Origin of the sequence: Burkholderia sp. Ac-20379 (assembly GCF_017104645.1) — a bacterium.
Taxonomy (GTDB): Bacteria; Pseudomonadota; Gammaproteobacteria; order Burkholderiales; family Burkholderiaceae; genus Burkholderia.
Genome location: NZ_JAAGPF010000565.1, coordinates 1 through 2,539 on the forward strand (window position 1 = coordinate 1; position 2,539 = coordinate 2,539).

Here is a 2,539-nt window from a genome sequence, read left to right on the forward strand (position 1 = left end):
TCCGGCGCCGATGCATCGGGCGCGCCGGCAACCGCAGCCGGCTCGGCGCCGACGATGCCGCGCTCGCGCGCCCAGACGATCGCCTCGCCGCGGCTGTGCACGTCGAGCTTGTTGTAGATGGTCGAGACGTGATTGCGCACCGTGTTCGGCGCGAGCCCGAGCCGGTTCGCGATCTCCTTGTCGGGCAGCCCGTGGCAGAGCAGATCGAACACGTCGCGCTCGCGCGCCGTCAGGTCGGACAGTTGCGCGCCGGCGTCGGGCGCCTTGGCGCGGCGCACGTTGGCGAGCTTCTCGATCAGCGTGCGGCTGAACCACGACGCATCCTGCATGGCCGTCTCGATCGCCTGGATCAGCTCCATCTCGGTGCGCTTGCGCTCGCTGATGTCGAGCAGCGCGAGCAGCAGGCAATCCTGCGCGTGGATCGCCACGGCGTCGGCCGACACCACGCAGTCGCGCACGTCGCCGTCCTTCGTCACCACGCGCACGTCGTGCATGCGCACCACGCCGTCGCGCGCGAGCGTGTCGGCGATGCCGCGCTGCGCGTCGGGCTCGGCCCACAGCCCGAGCTCGTCGGCGGAACGGCCCAGCAGGTCGGCCTGCGCGTGGCCCGTCATCGCCACGAACGCGTCGTTGCAGTCGAGCAGCTCGAAGCGCCCGGCGGTCAGCATCGCCATCGCCACCGGCGCCATCCGGAACGCCTTGGCGAAGCGCTCCTCGCTCTCGCGCAGCGCGATCTCGGCCTGCTTGCGCGGCTGCAGATCGGTGAACGTGAACAGCATGCAGGCGTGCTCGCCCATGTCGATCGGCTGGCCCGCCACGATCACCGCGTGATCGCCGCCGTCGGCGCGCCGCAGCAGCGCCTCCATCGGCGGGATCGTCATGCCGTCGCCGAGCCGCTCGATCGCCAGCTCGCGGCGCTCGGCGCGGTCGAACACGTCGAGCTCGTAGACCGAGCGGCCGATCACGTCGCCGAGCGGGTGGCCGGTCATGTCGAGAAAGCCCTGGTTGACCTTCACGTAGCGGAAATCGCTGAGCCGGCAGATCGCGGCGGGCGCCGGGTTGGCGTTGAAGGTGCGCTCGAAACGCTGCTCGGCGCTGGCCCATTCGGTGGCGTCGTGCAGCACCAGCGCGAGGCAATCGGGCTCGCCGGCCGCGTTGGTCAGCACCAGGCTGCGGATCCGGTGCACCCAGCGCAGCGAATCGTCGGCGGCCGATTCGACCTCCACCGTCACGTCGCTGAACTGCTCGCCGCTGATCACGCGGTCGATCGGATACTGGCCCTGGCGGACCGGATCGTGATTGGTGTCGCGCAGCCGGAAGCGTTCGCGGTATTCGGTCACGTCGGCGCCCAGATCGGCCAGCGTGGCCGCGCCGTGCATCGCGAGCGCGGCCTCGTTGGCCCAGACGATGCGCTGATCCGGCTCGACCAGGATCACGCCTTCGGTCAGGCCGGCGATGATCTGGTGCAATTGGCGGCGGTCGGTGTGCGTCTTCAGCGCCTGCTCGTCGGCGGGCGCGGGATGCGGCTCGTTGGCGGCTTCGTTCATCGGGTCGGGTTCCGTTCGTGCGCCGCGGCGGCCGGCTGCGCCGACCCGATCGGCGGCGCGCGGCGGCTTCCGTGCGGCTGAAAAAAGGCGGGGCGATGCGGATCCCGCTCCGCATCGCCCCGTTCGTGCCATCTGACCATCGCGCGGCGGGCCGGTTCTCGAAATCCGGTTCGAATTCGTAACCGAATCGGTTGCCGGCCGCCGCGCCGTTATCGTGTCGTGCGCCGCGTGGGCGGGCCCGCCGTATGGCGCTGAAGCGGTCGTGCCACATGCCGCTTCGGGGGCCGCGGTCCTGCCAAGTGCCGATCCAGCGGCCTCGCCACATCCCGTTTCGGCGGCCCCGCAGCATGTGCCGAGCAGCCCCTGCCGCCTCCCGCTTAACGCCCCTGCCGCGCGCCCGCTGCCGCCCGCACGCCGCGCGGCAACTGCATCGCGATGCGCTCGGCGATCCGGTCGAGCGGCAGGATCGCCGTGGCCGCGTCGATCGCGGCGGCCGCCTTCGGCATGCCGTACACGGCGCTGGTGGCCGCGTCCTGCGCGATCGTGTAGAAGCCCTTGCCGCGCATCGCCTTCAGGCCGAGCGCGCCGTCGCGGCCCATGCCGGTCAGCAGCACGCCGATCGCGTCGGCGCGCCAGTGATCCACCACGCTCTGGAAGAACACGTCGACCGACGGCCGGTACGGCGTTTCGGCCGGATGCGGCGTGTAATCGAGCAGGCCGCGCGCGGTCAGGTGCAGGTGATCGTTGGTGGCGGCCAGCAGCACTTCGCCGCGCTGCGGCGCGCAGCCCTGCCGGGCGATCCGCACCGGCAGCGCCGTGTAGCCGTCGAGCCATTCGGCCATGCCGATCGCGAACGCCTGATCGACGTGCTGCACGATCACCACCGCCGCCGGGAAATCGGCCGGCAGCGGCTTGAGCAGCGCGGCCAGCGCGGTCGGCCCGCCCGCCGAGGCGCCGATCGCCACCAGCGGCGTGGCGCCCGAAGCGGCCAC

2 protein-coding genes are annotated in these 2,539 nt (G+C 71.8%); both read right to left on the reverse strand.

The window, feature by feature from the left end:
• Positions 1-1,547, reverse strand: a 1,547-nt coding sequence (locus tag G3N92_RS32765) for a helix-turn-helix transcriptional regulator (protein WP_206131671.1), incomplete at its 3' end; no start/stop codon positions are given.
• A gap of 377 nt (positions 1,548-1,924) precedes the next feature.
• Positions 1,925-2,539, reverse strand: a 615-nt coding sequence (locus tag G3N92_RS32770) for a chemotaxis protein CheB (RefSeq protein ID WP_277396220.1), incomplete at its 5' end; no start/stop codon positions are given.